Origin of the sequence: Mycobacterium sp. (assembly GCF_049585075.1) — a bacterium.
GTDB lineage: Bacteria > Actinomycetota > Actinomycetes > Mycobacteriales > Mycobacteriaceae > Mycobacterium.
The window spans coordinates 1-17,048 of sequence record NZ_JBAUZA010000265.1; the positions used below are offsets into that span (position 1 = coordinate 1).

Annotated in this window: 21 protein-coding genes, 1 tRNA gene and 1 pseudogene; 14 read left to right on the forward strand and 9 right to left on the reverse strand. The window is 63.6% G+C overall.

The genetic code is table 11. The features are described 5' to 3' along the window. Positions 1-1,361: FUSC family protein (locus WB785_RS12455; RefSeq protein ID WP_424079544.1), on the forward strand; the 1,361-nt coding region annotated here is incomplete at its 5' end. On the opposite strand, the gene WB785_RS12460 is transcribed toward WB785_RS12455, so the two are convergent. The 5 genes and pseudogenes from WB785_RS12460 to WB785_RS12480 all read right to left on the reverse strand — a co-directional run bounded on the left by WB785_RS12460 (position 1,339) and on the right by WB785_RS12480 (position 4,955). After that, positions 1,339-2,208: an alpha/beta fold hydrolase gene (locus tag WB785_RS12460; protein WP_424079545.1), complete on the reverse strand. Its 870-nt coding sequence runs from the start codon at positions 2,206-2,208 to the stop codon at positions 1,339-1,341. The two genes, WB785_RS12455 and WB785_RS12460, sit on opposite strands and share 23 nt — an antisense overlap. Before the next feature lie 407 nt (positions 2,209-2,615). Continuing rightward, a complete protein-coding gene (locus WB785_RS12465; RefSeq protein WP_424079547.1) occupies positions 2,616-3,029 on the reverse strand; it encodes a hypothetical protein in 414 nt (137 codons plus the stop codon). A gap of 391 nt (positions 3,030-3,420) precedes the next feature. Next, positions 3,421-3,585 (reverse strand): annotated as a pseudogene (locus WB785_RS12470) (IS1634 family transposase); the annotation flags it as partial. Positions 3,586-3,610: 25 nt separating this feature from the next. Further along, complete coding sequence (locus WB785_RS12475) at positions 3,611-4,414, reverse strand: transglutaminase-like domain-containing protein (protein ID WP_424079549.1); 804 nt, start codon at positions 4,412-4,414, stop codon at positions 3,611-3,613. 13 nt (positions 4,415-4,427) lie between these two features. Beyond that, the gene (locus WB785_RS12480) at positions 4,428-4,955 is read right to left on the reverse strand and encodes a DUF5994 family protein (protein ID WP_424079550.1); all 528 of its coding nucleotides are present in this window, start codon (positions 4,953-4,955) and stop codon (positions 4,428-4,430) included. A gap of 304 nt (positions 4,956-5,259) precedes the next feature. On the opposite strand from WB785_RS12480, the gene WB785_RS12485 reads away from it, so the two are divergent. Both WB785_RS12485 and WB785_RS12490 read left to right on the forward strand, forming a co-directional pair. After that, on the forward strand, positions 5,260-5,463 hold the full coding sequence (locus WB785_RS12485; protein WP_424079552.1) for a cold-shock protein: 204 nt from the start codon (positions 5,260-5,262) through the stop codon (positions 5,461-5,463). Between the two features lie 198 nt (positions 5,464-5,661). After that, positions 5,662-6,105, forward strand: coding sequence for a DUF5994 family protein (locus WB785_RS12490; protein ID WP_424079554.1), 444 nt, complete (start codon positions 5,662-5,664; stop codon positions 6,103-6,105). Here the strand turns inward: WB785_RS12490 and WB785_RS12495 are convergent. Further along, positions 6,095-7,567, reverse strand: coding sequence for a flavin-containing monooxygenase (locus WB785_RS12495; protein ID WP_424079555.1), 1,473 nt, complete (start codon positions 7,565-7,567; stop codon positions 6,095-6,097). The genes WB785_RS12490 and WB785_RS12495 overlap by 11 nt on opposite strands. Positions 7,568-7,734: 167 nt before the next feature. Here WB785_RS12495 and WB785_RS12500 point away from each other — a divergent pair, with 167 nt between their 5' ends. The 5 genes from WB785_RS12500 (at position 7,735) to WB785_RS12520 (ending at position 10,763) form a co-directional block, all read left to right on the forward strand. Beyond that, positions 7,735-8,181, forward strand: coding sequence for a nuclear transport factor 2 family protein (locus WB785_RS12500; protein ID WP_424079573.1), 447 nt, complete (start codon positions 7,735-7,737; stop codon positions 8,179-8,181). After that, a complete protein-coding gene (locus WB785_RS12505) occupies positions 8,178-8,543 on the forward strand; it encodes a VOC family protein (protein ID WP_424079556.1) in 366 nt (121 codons plus the stop codon). Before WB785_RS12500 ends, WB785_RS12505 begins: the two co-directional genes overlap by 4 nt. Before the next feature lie 3 nt (positions 8,544-8,546). Beyond that, on the forward strand, positions 8,547-8,957 hold the full coding sequence (locus WB785_RS12510; protein ID WP_424079557.1) for a nuclear transport factor 2 family protein: 411 nt from the start codon (positions 8,547-8,549) through the stop codon (positions 8,955-8,957). A gap of 76 nt (positions 8,958-9,033) precedes the next feature. Further along, positions 9,034-9,870 (forward strand): polysaccharide deacetylase family protein, encoded by an 837-nt coding sequence (locus WB785_RS12515; protein ID WP_424079559.1) that lies wholly within the window; start codon positions 9,034-9,036, stop codon positions 9,868-9,870. Between the two features lie 14 nt (positions 9,871-9,884). Further along, on the forward strand, positions 9,885-10,763 hold the full coding sequence (locus WB785_RS12520; RefSeq protein ID WP_424079560.1) for an alpha/beta fold hydrolase: 879 nt from the start codon (positions 9,885-9,887) through the stop codon (positions 10,761-10,763). A gap of 13 nt (positions 10,764-10,776) precedes the next feature. On the opposite strand, the gene WB785_RS12525 is transcribed toward WB785_RS12520, so the two are convergent. Next, positions 10,777-10,862 (reverse strand) — tRNA-Tyr (locus WB785_RS12525). Between the two features lie 83 nt (positions 10,863-10,945). Between WB785_RS12525 and WB785_RS12530 the strand changes: the two genes are divergently transcribed. The 6 genes from WB785_RS12530 to WB785_RS12555 all read left to right on the forward strand — a co-directional run bounded on the left by WB785_RS12530 (position 10,946) and on the right by WB785_RS12555 (position 15,623). Continuing rightward, a complete protein-coding gene (locus tag WB785_RS12530; protein WP_424079561.1) occupies positions 10,946-11,437 on the forward strand; it encodes a YajQ family cyclic di-GMP-binding protein in 492 nt (163 codons plus the stop codon). A 56-nt stretch (positions 11,438-11,493) separates the two neighbouring features. After that, a complete protein-coding gene (locus tag WB785_RS12535) occupies positions 11,494-12,000 on the forward strand; it encodes a hypothetical protein (RefSeq protein WP_424079562.1) in 507 nt (168 codons plus the stop codon). Next, positions 11,997-12,608 (forward strand): RES family NAD+ phosphorylase, encoded by a 612-nt coding sequence (locus WB785_RS12540; RefSeq protein WP_424079564.1) that lies wholly within the window; start codon positions 11,997-11,999, stop codon positions 12,606-12,608. Before WB785_RS12535 ends, WB785_RS12540 begins: the two co-directional genes overlap by 4 nt. A gap of 87 nt (positions 12,609-12,695) precedes the next feature. Continuing rightward, positions 12,696-14,183 (forward strand): flavin-containing monooxygenase, encoded by a 1,488-nt coding sequence (locus WB785_RS12545; RefSeq protein WP_424079565.1) that lies wholly within the window; start codon positions 12,696-12,698, stop codon positions 14,181-14,183. A 61-nt stretch (positions 14,184-14,244) separates the two neighbouring features. Further along, positions 14,245-14,553 carry a hypothetical protein gene (locus tag WB785_RS12550; RefSeq protein ID WP_424079567.1) on the forward strand — a complete coding sequence of 103 codons (309 nt, stop codon included), beginning with the start codon at positions 14,245-14,247 and terminating at the stop codon, positions 14,551-14,553. 44 nt (positions 14,554-14,597) lie between these two features. Then, positions 14,598-15,623, forward strand: coding sequence for an NAD(P)H-dependent glycerol-3-phosphate dehydrogenase (locus WB785_RS12555; protein ID WP_424079568.1), 1,026 nt, complete (start codon positions 14,598-14,600; stop codon positions 15,621-15,623). 37 nt (positions 15,624-15,660) lie between these two features. On the opposite strand, the gene WB785_RS12560 is transcribed toward WB785_RS12555, so the two are convergent. Continuing rightward, positions 15,661-16,017, reverse strand: coding sequence for a type II toxin-antitoxin system HicB family antitoxin (locus WB785_RS12560; RefSeq protein WP_424079570.1), 357 nt, complete (start codon positions 16,015-16,017; stop codon positions 15,661-15,663). 110 nt (positions 16,018-16,127) lie between these two features. Next, the gene (gene htpX / locus WB785_RS12565; RefSeq protein WP_424079572.1) at positions 16,128-16,982 is read right to left on the reverse strand and encodes a zinc metalloprotease HtpX; all 855 of its coding nucleotides are present in this window, start codon (positions 16,980-16,982) and stop codon (positions 16,128-16,130) included. Positions 16,983-17,048: the final 66 nt, after the last annotated feature.

The window sequence follows — 17,048 nt, forward strand, 5'->3', positions numbered from 1 at the left end:
GTGCCGACATACCCGTCTCGACTCGCGCCGACCTGGCCGGCGCGCTGTCCCAACTCTCCAGCGCGATCCGCCTGCCGCAGCCGGAGGGGCTGCAGCGCGCCGCGCGGCTGGCCCAGGAGTTGCTCGATCATCCGTCTACGCCGGCCGCCAACCCCACGGTTCGTCGCCTCGCCCTGGCGATAATCGCCACGGCCTCAGCGGCTTCCGAAGTCCGCGCGATAGTCGAGCGGGCTGCCGCGGAACCGTCGATGGCGCCGTCGTCCGAGGACGGCGGATCCGACGAGGAAGAACACGGCGCCGGTCTGCTGCCTACGACCAAGCAAGCCATTCAGGTGGCGGTGGCGGCGTCGCTGGCGATCGTGATTGGCGAGGCGGTGTCGCCGTCACGGTGGTATTGGGCGGTGATAGCCGCGTTCGTGATCTTCGCCGGCACGAATACCTGGAATGAGACGGTCACGAAAGGATGGGCGCGATTGATCGGCACCGCGCTGGGGGTGCCGGCCGGAATGCTGGTCGCCACAGTGGTTTCCGGCAACCGCACCGCATCGCTGCTGTTGATCTTCGTGTGCGTGTTCTGCTCGTTGTACTTCCTGAAGGTCGCCTACAGCGCGATGACGTTCTGGATCACCACCATGCTGGCGCTGCTCTACGGGCTACTCGGTCAATTCAGTTACCGCCTACTGCTTTTGCGGATCGAGGAGACGGCGATCGGCGCGGTCATCGGCGCCACCGTCGCGATTGTGGTGTTGCCGACCAACGCCCGCACCTCCATGCGCAACGACGCCCGCGCCTTTCTGACCACACTGGCCAACGTGATCGACGTGTCGGTGGCGACGCTGTTCGGTCGCGAGGCGGCCGTGAGCCCGACGGACAAAGCCCGGCAGCTTGATCGAGATTTGCAGCAGTTCCGGACCACCGCCAAGCCGCTGGCCGCCGGGGTCGGCGGCTTCTCCGGTCGGCACAGCGTTCGACACGCCCAGCGGATGCTGGCCGCCTGCGACCGCTACGGACGGACCCTGGCACGCAACAGCGAGCCATTCGAGGAGGCCTCCCCGCGGCTGGCCGATGCCATCACATCGGCCGCCACGCATATTCGACGCAGCATTGACGTGCTCATCACTGCGCTGGACGGCAACCACGACGCCACCGTCATGCCCGCGACCGACTTCCTTGACGCCGCAGAGGCTTTCGCACGAGAGCACCGCGACGGCGACGAACGCTCATCTCGGGCAAGACTTCTCGCGATCGTGCATTCACTGCGCCAGATCGACCGGGCAGTGGTCAGCGCTGCCGTCGACCTGGGCGCCGAGGACGTCGTGGCTTCCAATTTCAGGGCGGCTAAAGCTGGCCGTGCCGGGTGAGGAAATCCAACACCGCATCTGCGAACACGTCGTTTCGATCGCCGGCGACCATGTGTCCTGCGCCGCGGACATCGACGAACTCGACTTGCGGAAAGCGTGCCAGAAACTCATCGGCACGGTCCTGGCTGACCAGGTCGCTCATCTGCCCCCGCACCAGCAGCATCGGTACACCGCGCGCGAGGATCGTCTGAACCGCGGCGTTCATTCGATCGAGGTCGGCCAACTCAATGGGCGGAAGCGACGCGGTGCTGATGAACTTCGGGTCCCAGTGCCAGTACCAGCGATCACCGCGACGGCGCAGGTTGGTGCGCAGGCCGTCGAGGTCCGTTGGCCGGGGCCGATGCGGGTTGTATTCGGCGATCATGTCGGCGACTTCGTCGAGCGACTCGAACCCCGATTTCATTCGGTCGGCCATGAAGTTGTGAATCCGATTCGCACCCGACTCGTCCATGTTGGGCACGATGTCGACCAAGACGACGGCGCGGGCGATGCCAGGCGAAATCTCGCCTGCGAGAAGCATTGTCGTGAAGCCACCCAGGGACGCACCGACTAACACCGGTTGCGCCGGCACCTGGCGCAGCACTTCTTGAATGTCGAGGGCGAAGCTGGTGAGGCGGTAATCGCCGCCTTCCGACCAGTCCGACTCGCCATGGCCGCGTAAATCGACCGTGACCGCTTGCCATCCGCGCTCGGCCACCGCGGCAGCGGCCTTTCCCCACGAGCGACGGGTCTGCCCGCCGCCATGCAAGAACACCACGGCAGGCTTTTCTGGGTCGCCCAGCCGATCAGCCACAATGCGCGTGCCGCCGACACCGTCGATGGTGAACGTTTCGGCCTCGATGGTCATCGTGCGATCCTAGATCGCGAGCGCAACTACAACGCAGCGCGTGAGTTGCTGGAGAGCCGGCAGTCGGAAGGTAGCCTCATTCACGGTTGACACTCCAGCCTCCCGGAAACGTCACGGCGGCGATCCCGGCATCCATGAGGTCTTCGCCGAGGCCACTTCTCGCTTCATAGCATCAAAACCGGAAGAGGCTCAGCCGCCAAGGCCCCGAGGTGCGCGGCACTTTACCCCGTTGGGCAGCGACTCACTTTCTCCCGTTGCCCCGCCCTCAGAATCCCATGTCGACTGTGCCACAAGCATTTCCCGGTGTCTGGCCCTCCTACGTACCCCCGCGCCGAGTATGTCTCTGAGCGTCAACGGGATGCGGGCAGCCGCCGGGACGGGCTCGCCCATGACGGCATGGTTGCCGATCACACGCGCCCCCCGTGTTCGATGGCCTCGGGCCACGTAGAGGTGCCCGGGTGCCGGATCGTCGCGCCGGACCGGCGGTTGTTCATGGGTTCGCGCTCCGACTTCTGGTGGTCGAGCTGCCGAATCAGCTCACGCTTCGCATCACCCAGGGCGTGGGTGATATCCGGGTTCTCGGCGACCGCTACCAGCGGCGTCAGGCCGGGCAGGCTGGTACGCAATGTGACACGCTGCTCCTTGCCGCCGCGGTCCTGGAGGGAGACCTCCACGTTCACACCGCGCGAACCCCACCTACCTAGATGCGGCCCGAGCGTGGACAACGTCTCCACCACATGTGGGTGCTCCTTCGCCGCGAAACCCGCACCTATACGGATCACATTCTGATGAATAACATTGCGGTGCTTGTTGTCAGACATTTTCATTGTGGCCCTTCAGTTGAGTGGCGGGCACCCAAGCGTCCGGGTGGTCCCGACCCGCGTCGCCGTCGCGCGGTGGCCTAGCCCCGAATCCGCGGATAAACGCACACCGATTCCAAAGGCGAATCCCTGTGGCCACAGTAGACGACAATTTTCCGGGCTAGGCCTCCAGTAAACGCCCCGGTACTGTTGATGTCAACTTCGTTGGCGCGCAACGTGGTTCGCTCAGGCTAATGGTGTGCCCGACAACAGCATTGGGAGTGTTGCCATTCGCCGACCATCGAGGTGTCGTGGCCGAATCTGCGGTATCGCCACCCTGCCGCCGCTGAACCAGCCTGGTCATCGACGTTGGGAGCCACGCGCGCGCTGTGCGCTTAACGTCTCGGGGGTGTCCGGCGGCCAACCGCTGTGCAGCCGCAGCCTTCAGCGCCGCGATCCCGGCCTCATCGTGCGCCGAGCCCAGGTGCTCGATCTTGCGGGAGCCCCGCCGCGACGACCACACGACCTGCACCGCCGTCGCACCCGAGGACGTCTTCACGGTGCGGACATAGGCCACCCAGGCACCGTACGGCCCGCCGGTCTTAGCCGATCGACACAAGTTGGTCGATCGAGTCGATGGGGAGATCACCGTCGCTTATCGCAGTCACCATCAACTTGTTCAATGTGATCGCGCCCCCGTGGTTGTCCAGGAAGGCGATATCGGCGGCGTCACGGCCGGTGGCAATGCGCACCAGCGTCTGCCGCGGCGCTAACAGGGTTCCGTCGACCACTCGCCACTGTCCCCCGACGAAAGCCTCAGCGACTGCGTGGAAATCCATCGGATACAGACCCGGCGCGTACACCGAAACCGCGCGGGCGGGCACGTTGACCGCCCGTAGCAATGCAACTACCAGGTGCGCGAAATCACGGCATACCCCGGCACCGGAAAGCATGGTCTCCACGGCTCCGTCGATTGGATCGCTGGAGCCCGGCACGTAGTTCAGCCGGGTACCCACCCAAAGGGAAACCCTCTCCAGCAGAGTCGTCGAATCGACGTAAGCGCCGAACTCGGTTTCTGCGAAACCGTAGAACTTATCGGCCTCCGCGTAGCGGCTAGGGCGTAGATACATGGACAAGTCGTGTTCCGTCACCGGCGCCGGATCGGTTCGGCCGACGATCGTAGCGGCGTAGTCGACGGTCAAGTTGCCGCCGGGGGCTTCCATCTTATGGATACGGTTGCCGTGCACGCCGCTGATCTCTAAGGGCTGGACAGGCTTTCCATCCAACACAAACGACAACCGTTCCGACACTTCGGTATTAGGATGAGGCGCTACCGCGATCTGGAACTCGAGCGTTGTCGGCGCGGTGATCTCGACTCCGAGCTCTGCACCCACTTCTCGCTTCATACCGCGGGATACCTCAAACGGTCGTCTCCGAATCTGCAGTACCGACGTCGGCGAGTCCACCATCGCGCAGCCGTCGCGCGCACAGTGTGCTTTCAGCACGCGCCGCGCGCACAATGTCATCGGCGCACCGGAATGCATCGCTGTCCTGCTCTGCGGGCATGATGTCGCGAGTGGCTGCTTGACGCATGATCATTCCGGCCAGAGGGTTAGGCGTCCGGCACGGTACGACGAGGAGATTCGCCGACGCCCGACTACCAGTGATCGCCATCAGGCGCTGATGGCAAATTATGCGGACGGGGTCCGCCATACTTGCGCGCCTCACCGCGTCGAGATCTGGTGCACCTTGCAACGACGACCAATTCACGCTGATATCGACGATCTCGCCCAGCCGCGCGGACAGCGCGTCGATCAGCTCGGGAAGCTCGCGCGCTATTGACGCTGTGTGCGGCCACCACGCCCCGTCGAGGTCCTCCCCCAGTGCAACAGCCAAGGTAAGCCTGACCGGGCTCGCCAGACGCCGACCGCGCACCGCGCGGCTCATGGTGCCGCGGTCGATTCGACTTCGACGCGCTGAGCGCATAAGTCTCGGTAGTGCATGGGCGATTCCTTCATTTTCGAGGTTGACCCGGCACACGAGTGCGGGATCGGCAAACGAACCGATCGCAGTTGGTCATGTCCGGTCGCGATCACGCCCGAGGATCACCATGGCTACAAAAACGTTCTCTATCGACGCTACACCCGCGCGCGCAACTGATGCATCTGCAAAAGTTTCGCCTGATCGCCCCGTGCTACCCTCAGTCAGGATGTTTTTCGTACATCCGTTCTAAATGAGAGAAGTTGAGAAGATGGCACAGGGAACTGTGAAATGGTTTAACAGCGACAAAGGCTTCGGTTTTATCGCTCCTGACGGCGGCACAGAAGATGTGTTCGTGCACTTTTCGGAGATTCAAGGAAGCGGCTTCAAGTCGCTGGAGGAGAATCAACGGGTTCAGTTCGAGATCGGCCAGGGGACAAAGGGTCCTCAGGCAACGGGAGTGACACCCGTCTAACGACCGTTCGTCATATGTGGGCTGGCAGGCACCGTCCTGCCAGCCCTCATTCGTTCAGAGGCTGCCGCGAACCCGAACGGGCTTGCGCTCACGAGTAGCGTCGGTGGTATCGGCGGTATGTCGCACGCGACCGTTTGAGATTGTGTCATCGCCGATTCGATTGATTTGGCCGATTCGCGGCCAAGATGGGAGCGTCGCATGACGCTACAGCGAGGCCGAACCGTTGCCGGTTCGAAGTACACACCGCCCGAGAACACGCCGCGGCTGCGGTTAAAACCGAAGGCTCCCACTACCGGTTATGTGGACGGGGCATGGTGGCCGCACGGTGATGACCTGACGATTGAGCTTCCAGACCTGCTGGCGGTGCTGTCGGTACGACTCGGCCCTATTGATCGCGTGCTGTACAACGTCACCGAATGGTCGAAACCCCCAGCGAAACTGCAGATCGGCGGACGAGTGGTACGACTCGATTCATACCAGCGGCAGCCGGTTAACACCATCGAAGTGCTCGGGCTCAACCGCAACAAGATCGTCCTGCTGGTCGTACCCGCCCGCACCGATCCAGACTTGGCACATGCCACGATGATGGAGGCGGCGGCCCCGAGCAACAGCTCGACGACAGGCCACTTGCTTAATGGCTAGTTGAGATTGCCGCGAACTGGTGGAACTCGTCAAGGTTGACGTGCGATAGCCGCTGGGCGAAAGTCTGGCCGTTGTACGGGAACTGGGTGACGACCTTGCCATTGGGGTGGCGGAAGTAGTTGTTGCAGTTAGCGACCCACACGGTTGTCGATAGTGCTTCCTGTATTTCGATGTTGTAGGCGTCGTGGACATGTTGCTTGATCTCCACCGCCCGAAGCTGTCGGCGGCCCATGTCGTCCAACACGCGGCGGACGAACTCCGACTGTGCTTCCAGGATGTAGATGATCGAGGTGACCCCGTTGGTGTTGGGCCCATACAGCGTGAACAGGTTCGGATATCCAGGCACCGCGGTGCCCAGGTAGGCTTCGGCGCCGTCGGCCCAATCATCATGCAGCCGGCGTCCACCGCGGCCGTACACGTCAAGGCTGCCGAGGAAATCCACTGCGCGAAAACCGGTTCCGTAGATGACCGTGTCGACCTCGTGCTCTCTGCCGTCCGCGGTGCGCAGGCCGCGTCCGGTGAACTCGACGATCGGCGAGGTCTCCAGCGTGACGTTGGGTAACGCGAACGTCGGGAACCAGGCGCGCGATTGCAGCGGTCGCTTGCAGCCGACGGGATAGTCCGGGGTCAGCTTGGCGCGCAGCTCCGGATCCTTGACTTTGCGAAGCAGATAGCTCTGCGCCATGCCGGTCAGCTCTTTGGTCATCGTGGAATCGACGGCGAAATTCGCCGCTTCGTAGTCTTGGTAGGCCGCATCGCGGACCTTCAGTGCTTGCACCGGGTCGCGTTCGAAGAGCTCCTGCTGCTCCGGGGTGAACGGCTCGTCGTAGCGGGGTGAAACCCAGATCGGCGTGCGCTGGAACACCGTCAGGTGCGCGGTGTCGGCGGCGATCGCCGGCACGTATTGAATGGCACTGGCCCCCGTACCGATCGAAGCAACACGTTCGCCCGCAGTCGATTTGGAATGATCCCAGTTTGATGAGTGAAAGGCGCGGCCACGAAACCGGTCGGCGCCGGGGATGTCGGGGATCTTGGGAACGTCCAGCATTCCCACCGCGCTGACGACGATGTCGAATTCGCTGGACTGGCCGTCGTCGCTGGTCAGCGTCCAGCGCTTATCGGTGTCCGACCACCGCAACGTCGTGACGCGGGTGCGCGGCTTCAGATGCTTCTGGAGCCCATGGTCGGTGACAACCTTTTCGATGTATGCCAGGATCTCCGGCTGATCGGCGAACGTCTTGCTCCAGCGCGGGTTCAGCGCGAACGAGTACGAGTAAAAGTGCGACGGCACGTCGCAGGCCGCGCCGGGGTAGGTGTTCTTGCGCCAGGTTCCGCCGAAGTCGTCTCCGCTGTCGAAGATTGTGAAGTCGTAGCCGCCGTGGGCGAGCTGGATGCCCATCGCGATCCCGCCGAGACCCGCGCCGACGATTGCCACCGTCGGCTTGGTCGGCGCTGTAGTCACAGGAAGGATTGTGCCTCATGAAGTCGAGTCACAGGAGCCACGGCCGCACCAAGAGCTGACCATGACACGTGGTTTGAAAACGAAGACACATGCGATATCAAAGCGGAAGAGAGGGTGGTCCCTTCCTGACGGGACTGCTGAGGCTGATGAGCAAGGAGTCGATGACGGTGGAGACGTGGGAACTGGCGGCCCGTGAGCACATCCGCGACACACTGACCCGATACAACTGGGCCGGTGACGCCGGGCGCCTCGACGAACTTGCCGAGACCTTCTGCGCCGATGGCGTACTCGAGATACGCGGCGCCGAACCACTGCGCGGTCGATCCGAGATCGTCGCGTTCCTCAGCGGGGTCACCGGGAAGGTCGCCGCAAGCGCGGACGTCAAGCCGATCGTCCGGCACAACGTGGCGAACGTGTTGTTCGCCAACGTGACTCGCGACCAAGCGCACGTCTCGTGCTACTTCACTGTGGTCACCCATATCGGGCTCGACCATGCCGGCCGCTACCGCGATACCTTCGTGCTCGAGGGCAATACCTGGCTGATCAAGCACCGTAAGGTATCAACCGACTGGGCAGCCCCGGACTCGACGATGGCCACTGGAGACAGGCGATGAACCACAAGGCAACCGTGGAACTGGTGCTCGACTGTGCCGAGCCAACGACGCTCGCGAAGTTCTGGCGCGAGGCGCTCGACTATCGCGAGTACTACACCGACGCCAAGCTGGCGGTGCTCGTTCCCAAACAAAGCATCGCTTCACCGCTTCTGCTGCAGTGCGTACCCGAACCCAAAGCGGGCAAGAATCGCATGCACCTCGACATCGTGGTCGACGACATCGAGCCCGAGGTTGACCGGCTGGAGGCGCTGGGCGCTCATCGCATCGATGAAGGCGTGCAGAGTTTCGGGGGAACCCGATGGGTGCGGATGTCGGACCCCGAGCAGAACGAGTTCTGCGTTTCCACCGGCGTGGAGTGGTAAGGCTTGATACCGCAAGGCATTTCAGAGGAGGCGCTACTCGCGCAGGAGGCATGCTTCGCGCGAGCATTCGCTGACGGCGATCCGGCAGTCGCACGTGGCCTCTATCAGCCCGACGTGGTGTACGTAAGCCCGACGGTACGTCTCTTCGGTTGGCCGGCGCAGATCGACGGCGTCGAGCGCACCCTCGAGTTCATCGCGCTCACCATCCGCGACTGCGAAGCCATTCACTACGAGGCGGTGGAGCACGCCATCACCCCCGGTGCGGACGCGGCGTTCGTGCGCGTGCAGTTCGACTGGACCCAGGGCGAACAACGCCTGCGCTCGACGTACGTGGTGCTCTACCGCTACCGCGACGGCCGGATCGCCCGCCAGGAGCTGTACTACGACCCCAGCGGGCCGCTGGAATCGAAGTGAATCGCTTCGGTCACGAAATGGAACACGCAGGGTACTGATCGGGTTTGTCCAGTCGCCCGTGGCACCATAGCGTGTTGTGTCCGACCTAAACCGGCGCTGCTTTCTCGGGGCGCTTTCTGCCGCCGTTCTCGGCGGCGCGGGTATGGCGCACGGCGTACTCGGCAACCCGGGACATGCTCCGAGGGCCGCAGCGGCTGCTGCTACACCGTCGCCACCCGCCGTGGGCCCCGCTCCCGCGGCGTCGTTGTCGCAGCCCGCGCCCATCGCGCGGGTGCCGCTGCCCGGTGGCGGCGTGCTCACCAAGCTTCCTGGCGACGGCAATCTGCTGGCGCTGACCGTTGATGACGGCGTAAACACCGACGTAGTGCGCCTCTACACGCAGTTCGCCAGAGATACCGGCATACGGCTGACCTATTTCGTCAACGGCATGTACCGCTCGTGGACCGACAATCTGGAATTGCTGCGGCCATTGGTCGAATCCGGCCAGATTCAGCTGGGCAACCACACCTGGTCGCACCCGAACCTGACAAAGGTGCCGGTAAGTCGTGTGGCCCAAGAGATCTCCCGCAACGACGAATTCTTGAAAAGAACTTTCGGGGTGGTCGCGAGGCCCTACTTTCGGCCTCCCTACGGAAGGCACAACGCGACCGTTGATGCCGTGGCTGCCGACCTCGGCTACACCGCGGTCACGCTGTGGTCGGGGTCGCTGGCGGATTCCACGGTCGTCACCGAGGACTACATCGTCCAGATGGGCCGGCGGTACTTCACTGGGCAGTCAATCGTGCTGGGGCACCTCAATCACCTGCCGGTTACCCATGTCTACGGGCAACTCTGCGATCTGATCCGTGCCCGAAACCTACGCACCGTGACGCTGAACGACGTTTTTCTCGCGCCACACCAGGCCACGCCATGACGACCGTGGGCGCAGTGGCAACCCGAGACGGCCGACGTCTCACCTATCTCGAAGTCGGAGATCCACGGGGCCCGCTCGTCATCCACAATCACGGTGGCCCGAGTAGCCGACTCGAGGCACGCCTTTTCGCTGACACGGCGTCGAAGAATCGACTGCGACTCATCTGCGTGGATCGACCTGGCATGGGACAGTCCAGCCGCCTGAAGGCACGCTCTTATGCTGGCTGGGCCGACGACCTGATGACGATCGCGGACGCGTTGGGCTACCGCGAATTCGGGGTCACAGGCTGGTCGGAAGGTGGCCCGTGGGCACTGGCTGCGGCCGCCTACATTGATCCCGCCCGACTGCGCCATGTAAGCAGCATCGCAGGTGGAAGTTACGGAGCATTCGGTGACAACTGGGCAGCTAGTCACCTCTCCAAGATCGATGCGTTAGGCGGTTTCCTCGCACTGCGTCTGAGACCCGCCTTCAGCATCATGTACGCGGCGCTGGGCATAACCGCCAAACACTTCCGCGAATCGTTCGTCAAACAAATTCGGAAGTCCGTCAACGATTACGACCGACGGCTTCTGCTTCGCCCGGAGATCGAAACCGCCTTCAGCGAATCGTGCGCCGAATGCTTCGCACACGGCTCCGGCGGATTGGTGCGCGACGCTGAACTCCTCTATCGCAGCTGGGCTTTCGACGTGTCAACAATCGGACGGCGAGTCCACATGTGGCAGGGGCTCGACGATGTGCTTGTCCCGGACCCCATCAACAAAGCGGTGGCCGACGCAATGCCCGGCACAGTGTGGCATCCCGTCGCCGATGCCGGGCACTTCGTGGCTGTCGGTTGCGGGGACGAAATCTTCGCCATCGCGGCCGAGGAGCTTGGCACGGCCGCTCAGCAATAGGCTTCGACTTCTGTGGTGGCAGATCCAGGATTCGAACCTGGGTAGGCATACGCCGACGGATTTACAGTCCGCTCCCATTGGCCGCTCGGGCAATCTGCCGGTGTGGTACGGGTAGCAAGAGTACAACGAGGATGGGCCGGGGGCGCAAACGGCCAACATCGGCAGGAAAGGGAACGGATCCAATGGCGGATTCATCGTTCGACGTCGTCAGCAAGATCGATCACCAGGAGGTCGACAACGCCCTCAACCAGGCGGCAAAGGAACTGTCCACCCGGTTCGACTTCCGAGGCACCGACACCAAGATCGCCTGGAAGGGTGATGAGGCGATCGAGCTGACCAGCTCAACCGAAGAACGCGTCAAGGCCGCCGTCGACGTCTTCAAGGAAAAGCTGATCCGGCGCGACATCAGCCTCAAGGCCTTCGACGCCGGCGAGCCTCAGGCCTCCGGCAAGACCTACAAGGTCACCGGCACCCTTAAACAGGGCATCACCAGCGAAAACGCCAAGAAGATCACCAAGCTCATCCGCGACGAGGGCCCGAAGACCGTCAAGACCCAGATCCAGGGCGACGAGGTCCGCGTCACTAGCAAAAAGCGCGACGACCTGCAGGCCGTCATCACGATGCTCAAAAAGGCCGATCTCGACGTCGCGCTGCAGTTCGTCAACTACCGATAGAACGTGCGATTCGTGCATTTGTCGTAGATGCACCAATCGCATGTAGAATCGCAAGCATGACCACTGTCGAGGCCCTGACCGCCGCAGAACAGCGCATACGCGAAAGTGCCCAAGCCGTGGGCGCCGCGCTTGCATCGGTCGCCGTGTACACCGAGCCCGCTATCGCCCGGGCAGTGCAAGCCGAGCAGAACCTGTACGCACGGATCGAGGCTGAATTCGGCATGCTCACCAGCACCGAAGCCGGCAAACGAATGGGGTCGCGGTCACGCGCCCCGCGCAACCTCGCCACCACCGCGCGTCGCAACAATCAGCTGGTTGCCGTGCGGCGGGGCAACTCCCTGGCTTACCCGGGTTTCCAGTTCGGGCCGGACGGGCAGCCGCTCGCTGTCATCGCGCGTCTGCGCGAGATCGCCGCGGCCAACGACTGGTCGGAGACCGGCCTGGTGCAGTGGTTGTGCTCGCCGACCACCTACTTCGACGGAGACCGGCCCGTCGACCACCTCACCGAGGATCCGGATCGCGTCGCCGCCGTGGCGGCGGACGATCTGGCCATTTCGTGGTGAAGGGGCCGCCGACCCCGTTCGACCCGATCATCGACACCCTGCCCGCCGGGGACCTGCTGTATCGCGTCTTCACAACGACCCGCGAGGCCGCCGAGTTCAACCCCGGCGTGGGCGCTGCGACCCGGTTCGGTTTCTTCGGCAACCCGGTAGTACCGATCATGCACGCGGCGGAGACCGAAGAAGCAGCTATCGCCGAAACGCTGCTCCACAACGTCCCGGCCGAAGGCGGCGTGCTGTCCTACGACAGGTACTCCCACAACGCGCTTGTTCGCCTCGCGGTGACCCGCGACCTGCGCCTCGCTGTCCTACACGGCCTGGGGTTACGACGCCTCAAGGTGAGGGCCGAGGAGGTGACGTCGAGCCCCTCGTCCACGTACGCGGACACCGTGCATTGGGCCGAAGCCGCGCACGCCATCGGTCTCGACGGCATGGTGTGGATGTCGCGACTGTGCAATGACAGCAAGGCGTATGTGTTTTTCGGCGACCGGTGCGCGGACGCGTTCGCTCAGGACGCCTCGCACGCGCGGATCTTCGCCAGTCCCGCCGACCAGATGTGGCTGATCGATCTGTGCGCACCGCTGCATGTCGACGTGTTACTTCAGTCGTGACGATCGGTGCCGCGCTGGCCCAATCAACCGGTGGGTGCCTAATCTGGTGATCAAGTCCACACTGCCGCGGGAGAAGCGAGGTTCCCAATGACCGTGACGCCACCGGATGTCGAAGACGTCGACGTCGTCATCGTCGGCGCCGGCTTCTCGGGCCTGGGCGCGGCTTACCGCATCACCGAGCGCAACCCGGGGACCCGCTACGTCATCTTGGAGCGGCGCGACCAGATCGGCGGCACCTGGGACCTGTTCCGCTATCCGGGCGTCCGCTCCGACAGCAGCATCTTCACGTTGAGCTTTCCGTGGGAGCCGTGGACCCGGAAAGAAGGGGTGGCCGACGGCGAGCACATCCGGGAGTACTTGACCGACACCGCGCACAAGTACGGCATCGACCGGCACATCCGATTCAACAACCACGTTCGCTCGGCGGACTGGAATCCGTCCACCGACACCTGGACGGTCACCGCCGAACAGGACAGCGCCGAAAAGGTTTACCGCGGCCGGTTCGTGTTCTTCGGGTCCGGCTACTACAACTACGACGAGGGCTACACCCCGGACTTCCCTGGCATCGGTGAGTTCGGCGGCACCGTCGTACATCCGCAGTATTGGCCAGAAGACCTCGACTACGCCGGCAAGAAGATGGTGGTCATCGGCAGCGGCGCCACCGCGATGTCGCTGATCCCGTCGCTGGCCGAAAAGGCATCCACGGTCACGATGCTGCAGCGGTCGCCGACCTATCTATTTTCGGCGTCCAAGTACAGCAGATCAGCGGATTTGTTGCGAAAAGTGTTGCCGGACAAGGCTGCTCACCAGATCATCCGGCAGCGCAATGCCCTGCTCGAAGGAATGATCTGGTTCCTAGCACGTAAGACGCCGGGATTCATCAGATGGGTGATCCGCCGCATCGCGATCAGCAATTTGCCCGAGGGGTATGACGTCGACACCCATTTCAAGCCCCGCTACAACCCGTGGGACCAGCGGCTGTGCCTGATCCCCGACGCCGACCTGTACGCCGCGATCGGTGCAGGCCGCGCCGAAGTGGTCACCGACCACATCGACCACTTCGATTCCACCGGAATCGTTTTGAAGTCCGGCGGGCATCTCGACGCCGACGTCATCGTCACCGCCACCGGCCTGCAACTGCAGGCGCTCGGCGGCGTCACGGTGTCCGTCGACGGCGGCGAGATCAAGCCGCAGGACCGATTTGTCTACAAGGCCCACATGCTGGAGGACGTGCCGAACCTGTTCTGGTGCGTCGGGTACACCAACGCCTCGTGGACGTTGCGCGCCGACATGACCGCCCGTGCGACGGCAAAGCTGCTGGCGCACATGAAATCTCACGGCTACACGCACGCCTACCCGCATCACGACGGTGAACCGATGCCCGAAAAGCCGTCGTGGGATATCCAGGCCGGTTACGTGCTGCGTTCGCCGCATGCGCTGCCCAAATCCGGCACCAAGCGGCCGTGGAACGTTCGGCAGAATTACTTCGCCGACGTCATCGACTACCGGTTCGATCGGATCGAAGAGGCGATGGTGTTCGGCCGTGCTGATGAAAAGGCGGCGCTCGCCGGCTAGGTGAAGTGACACGCCGATCACTGGAGTGGCGGAAGCGCGCGCACCGAGGCATTATTGAGCCATGCTAACTACACGGAATTTCGTCACTTCGGTGGTTGTGGCGGGAGCTGCTGCTGGAGCGATTGCCGCTGCATCGGTGGCCGTCGTGAGCACGACCGCGCCAACCACCGCAAGCAGTTACGTCATTGTTGCGGACCCCGCGACTGGTAGCGGCGGCGGCGATGGCCAGGGCGGCGGAGGAGGATGCGGCGGTGGTCCGGGCTGGAACGGCTGCGGCGGCTGGAACCCCTTCCAGGGTGGCACCGTCAACGCGTGCTCCAACGGAGTGTGCGGCGGCTGGGACGGCCAGCGCGGCTGGGGGCACTTCTAATCAACAGCCGGTAAAGATTGGGCGACGGCAATACGCTGGTCGCCATGGCAGCTGCTATGCGCGAACCGAATGTCGTCGTTTTGGGTGGCGGTTCCTGGGGCACCACCGTCGCTTCCATCTGCGCGCGCCGTGCGCCGACGCTGCAATGGGTGCGCTCGGAAGAGACCGCCAAGGACGTCAACGACAACCACCGCAATACCCGCTATCTGGGGGACGACGCCGTGCTGAGCGAAAGCTTGCGCGCCACCACCGACTTCGCCGAGGCCGCCCAGGCCGCCGACGTCGTCGTGATGGGAGTGCCGTCGCACGGGTTTCGCGACGTGCTCACCGAACTAGCGACCGAGCTGCGGCCGTGGGTACCGGTGGTGTCGTTGGTCAAGGGCCTCGAACAAGGCACCAACATGCGGATGTCGCAGATCGTCGACGAGGTATTGCCCGGTCACCCCGCCGGCATCCTGGCCGGCCCCAACATCGCCCGCGAGGTTGGCGAGGGCTATGCGGCCGCCGCAGTGTTGGCGATGCCCGACCACCACTTGGCTTCACGGTTGGCACAACTGTTCAGCACCAGGCGATTTCGGGTGTACACCACCGACGACGTCATCGGCGTTGAGATGGCCGGCGCGCTGAAGAACGTCTACGCGATCGCCGTCGGGATGGGCTACTCGCTGGGCATCGGTGAGAACACCCGCGCCTTGGTGATGGCTCGCTCGGTGCGCGAGATGTCAAAGCTTGGCGAGGCGATGGGCGGACAGCGCGACACCTTCTCCGGGTTGGCCGGCATGGGCGACCTGATCGTCACGTGCACCAGCCAGCGCAGCCGCAACCGCCACGTCGGTGAGCAACTTGGTGCGGGTAAGCCGATCGACGAGATCATCTCGTCGATGAACCAAGTCGCCGAGGGCGTCAAGGCCGCCAGCGTGATCATGGAGTTCGCCGACAAGTACGGGTTGAATATGCCGATCGCGCGCGAAGTCGATGCCGTCATCAACCACGGCGCCACCGTCGAAGATGCCTACCGCGGGCTGACCGCGGAGACGCCCGGACACGAGGTGCACGGCTCGGGTTTCTGAGGTGGCACTCTTTTTTGAAAAGAAGGCGCATGCGGTATCAGAGATCCAAGAGGCCGATTGGTGGCCTAGCCCATCTGTTAGAAAGAGCTATTGCACCGTCCCACTGATTCAATGACACGTTTTGCTCGGCGGCCTCGACGGCGAGTCGTGCGTGCAGCGAAGGCGACGTCCGGATGACGAACTTGCCGCTGAATTTTCGGGCGGTGATCGGGGGCGGCGGCTCGTGGTGAGCCGCCTCGCACTCGGCGAGGTACTCATCCACAGCTTGCTCGACCTCGGCGATCGCCTGCCGCATCGTCGGCGCCCACTGTGACAGCCAAGGCATTTCGATGCAGCGGCCCACGTATTCGTCATGCTCAGCAGACCACTCCGCGCGGTACGTGTAGTGATTCACCAGCGGGTGATATCACATGCGCACACGTTTCCAAAGTCAGTGCATGGTCAGCTTGTGGAGACTGCTGAGGCTGGTGTGACTAGCGCCGGGGAGCGCCCGGGGAGCGCCGACTAGCGCCCGGCCATTTCCTCGAGCCGGCGGATCCGGTCGGCGATCGGCGGGTGCGTGGAGAACAACGACCCGATCTTCTCGCCGTTGCGGAACGGGTTGGCGATCATCAGGTGCGCCTGGGCCGCCAGCTGCGGCTCCGGGGGCAACGGCGCGGCCTGCACACCACCAGAGATCTTGCGCAGCGCCGAAGCCAACGCCAACGGGTCACCCGTTAGCAGCGCACCCGACTCGTCGGCCTGATACTCCCGCGACCGCGAAACAGCCATCCGCACCACCGTCGCCGCGATCGGGCCCAGCAGCGAAACCAGCAGCAGCGCAAAAGGATTGCCGCCTTCGCGGTCATTGCCACCAAAGAACAATGCCATGTAGGACAGAGCGGTGATCACCGACGCCAGCGCGCCGGCCACACACGAGATCAAGATGTCGCGGTTGTAGACGTGCGAAAGCTCGTGACCCAGCACCGCGCGCAATTCGCGCTCGTTGAGGATGTTCAAAATCCCGGTGGTGCAGCACACAGCGGCGTTGCGCGGGTTGCGCCCGGTGGCGAACGCGTTGGGCGCGGCGGTGTCGCTGATGTAGAGCCGCGGCATCGGCTGATGCGCCGCGGTGGCCAGCTCGCGCACAATCCGGTAGATCACCGGCTCCTGCACTTCCGACACGGGCTGGGCATGCATCGCCCGCAGCGCCAACTTGTCGCTGTTGAAATACGTGTAGACGTTCATGCCGACGGCGAACAGCACAGCGATCCACAGCGCCGTTCTGCCGAACAATCCGCCGACAAACACGATCAGCGCCGACACACCTACCAGCAACGCGAACGTCTTGAACGTGTTGTGATGCGGATGCCAGGTCATGAGTTTCCTCCTCCGCATACGTGGGACATGCTCATTAAACGCTCAGGACAGGCCAGCGAGTTCCTG

Excerpts from the sequence above, each read along its gene's own strand:
- WB785_RS12490 (WP_424079554.1), top strand. The coding sequence starts at position 5,662 with ATGACGCTACAGCGAGGCCGAACCGTTGCCGGTTCGAAGTACACACCG.
- WB785_RS12530 (WP_424079561.1), top strand. The coding sequence starts at position 10,946 with ATGGCGGATTCATCGTTCGACGTCGTCAGCAAGATCGATCACCAGGAG.
- WB785_RS12505 (WP_424079556.1), top strand. The coding sequence starts at position 8,178 with ATGAACCACAAGGCAACCGTGGAACTGGTGCTCGACTGTGCCGAGCCA.
- WB785_RS12480 (WP_424079550.1), bottom strand. The coding sequence starts at position 4,955 with ATGAGCCGCGCGGTGCGCGGTCGGCGTCTGGCGAGCCCGGTCAGGCTT.
- WB785_RS12475 (WP_424079549.1), bottom strand. The coding sequence starts at position 4,414 with ATGAAGCGAGAAGTGGGTGCAGAGCTCGGAGTCGAGATCACCGCGCCG.
- htpX (WP_424079572.1), bottom strand. The coding sequence starts at position 16,982 with ATGACCTGGCATCCGCATCACAACACGTTCAAGACGTTCGCGTTGCTG.
- WB785_RS12550 (WP_424079567.1), top strand. The coding sequence starts at position 14,245 with ATGCTAACTACACGGAATTTCGTCACTTCGGTGGTTGTGGCGGGAGCT.
- WB785_RS12485 (WP_424079552.1), top strand. The coding sequence starts at position 5,260 with ATGGCACAGGGAACTGTGAAATGGTTTAACAGCGACAAAGGCTTCGGT.
- WB785_RS12545 (WP_424079565.1), top strand. The coding sequence starts at position 12,696 with ATGACCGTGACGCCACCGGATGTCGAAGACGTCGACGTCGTCATCGTC.
- WB785_RS12465 (WP_424079547.1), bottom strand. The coding sequence starts at position 3,029 with ATGTCTGACAACAAGCACCGCAATGTTATTCATCAGAATGTGATCCGT.
- WB785_RS12460 (WP_424079545.1), bottom strand. The coding sequence starts at position 2,208 with ATGACCATCGAGGCCGAAACGTTCACCATCGACGGTGTCGGCGGCACG.
- WB785_RS12535 (WP_424079562.1), top strand. The coding sequence starts at position 11,494 with ATGACCACTGTCGAGGCCCTGACCGCCGCAGAACAGCGCATACGCGAA.
- WB785_RS12555 (WP_424079568.1), top strand. The coding sequence starts at position 14,598 with ATGGCAGCTGCTATGCGCGAACCGAATGTCGTCGTTTTGGGTGGCGGT.